The sequence below is a fragment of the Aeromicrobium sp. CnD17-E genome, from assembly GCF_024124745.1.
In the GTDB taxonomy this organism is placed as follows: domain Bacteria; phylum Actinomycetota; class Actinomycetes; order Propionibacteriales; family Nocardioidaceae; genus Aeromicrobium.
In genome coordinates, this window is record NZ_JAMXRU010000204.1 from 1 (window position 1) to 1,639 (window position 1,639).

The following is a 1,639-nucleotide window of genomic DNA, read 5'->3' on the forward strand; positions in this document are numbered from 1 at the left end:
GCCCGGACGGCGTCCACGGCGCGGCTCGAGGCGGCGCTGCGCCGCGAGGCCGTCGTCGTCCCGCTCGCGGTCACGCCCACGGTCCTGGCCGTCCGCCCAGGCGTCGTCAACGTCGGCGCCGCGTCGTTCGAGCAGCCGCGGTGGGCCACGGTCGGCTTCCAGGCCGACGACTGAGCCGGTCTAGGGTGTCCGCGTGCCGAAGCTGCGACGAACGACGACGACCCACGTGGCGGTGCTGCGCGAGCTGGAGGTCGTCCGCGTCGAGGACGTGACGCCGGGCATGCGTCGGCTCACGCTCGCGGGTCCGGCCCTCGCCGAGCGCAGCCTCGACGGGTCGACGCTGCCGGCGTTCGCCTCGCCCGGCTTCGACGACCACGTGAAGGTCTTCGTGCCCGCCCCGGAGGCCGACCGGCCGGTGCTCCCGCGGCAGCGTCCCGACGGGCTCGACTACACGACGGAGGGCGTGCGCCCGCTCGGCAAGGACTACACGCCGCGCCGGGTGACCTCCGACGAGGTCGACCTCGACTTCGTGCGGCACGGCCACGGACAGGCGGCCGGCTGGGCCGAGCGGGTCCGGCCCGGCGACCTCGCGTGGATCGCCGGACCCACCGTCGGGCAGGCCTTCCCGCACGACGTCGACGCGTTCGTGCTGGCCGGCGACGAGACGGCCCTGCCGGCGATCGGGCGCTTCCTCGAGGAGCTGCCTCCGGGTCCGCCCGCCCACGTCGTCGTGGAGGTCTCCGGACCCCAGGACGAGCAGGACCTCACCGTGCGCGACGGCGTCGAGGTGACCTGGTTGCACCGACCGGCGGGCGCCGAGCCGGGGACCACGACGCTGCTGCTCGACGCGGTCCGCGACCTCGACTGGCCGGCGGGGCAGGTCTACGCCTGGATGGCCGGCGAGTCGACCGCCGCCCGCGACGTGCGGACCCACTGGCGGGCCGACCGGTCCGTCCCGCGCGACTGCCTCGACGTGTCCGGGTACTGGCGACGCTGACGCTCAGGCGCCCAGCACCATCCAGGCGGTGCCGCGCTGCCGCAGCCACAGGGTGACCAGGCGGGCGAGCTGGAAACCGCCGTAGGCGAGCCACAGCCAGGCGAGCCCGGCACCGAGCGAACCGGTCAGCAGCGCGAGCGGCGCGTAGGCCGCCAGCACCGCGAGACCCGCCCACGCCAGGTACACGCCGTCGCCCGCCCCGATGAGGACACCGTCGAGCACGAACACCACACCGGAGACGGGCTGCACCGCCGCGACCACCACGAGCGCCGGGACGAGCGCCGCGTGCACCTGCTCGTCGGAGGTGAACCATGACCCCACGACCGGGGAGACGGCGAGCAGCAGCAGCCCCGCGAGCAGACCGGTGCCGACGCCCCACGTGATCATGCGCCGCGTGAGCTCCCGGGTGCCCTCGGCGTCCCCGGCGCCCAGGGTGCGCCCGGTGAGCGTCTGGCCGGCGATGGCGATCGCGTCCATCGCGAACGCGAGGAAGGTGACGAGCGACGTCGCGATCTGGTGCGCCGCGAGGGGCGCGTCGCCGAACGTCGCGGCCACCGCCGTGCCGAGGAGCAGCGCGGCGCGCAGGGTCGCGGTCCGGGCCAGCAGCGGCACGCCGTCGCGCGCCGCGCTCACGACGCTCGC

2 protein-coding genes are annotated in these 1,639 nt (G+C 75.9%); one reads left to right on the forward strand and one right to left on the reverse strand.

Going from position 1 to position 1,639, the window contains the following annotated elements:
* Nucleotides 1-193: 193 nt before the first annotated feature.
* Nucleotides 194-997: a siderophore-interacting protein gene (locus tag NH339_RS18120; protein WP_253027418.1), complete on the forward strand. Its 804-nt coding sequence runs from the start codon at nt 194-196 to the stop codon at nt 995-997.
* 3 nt (nt 998-1,000) lie between these two features.
* On the opposite strand, the gene NH339_RS18125 is transcribed toward NH339_RS18120, so the two are convergent.
* Nucleotides 1,001-1,639, reverse strand: a 639-nt coding sequence (locus NH339_RS18125; protein ID WP_253027420.1) for an MATE family efflux transporter, incomplete at its 5' end; no start/stop codon positions are given.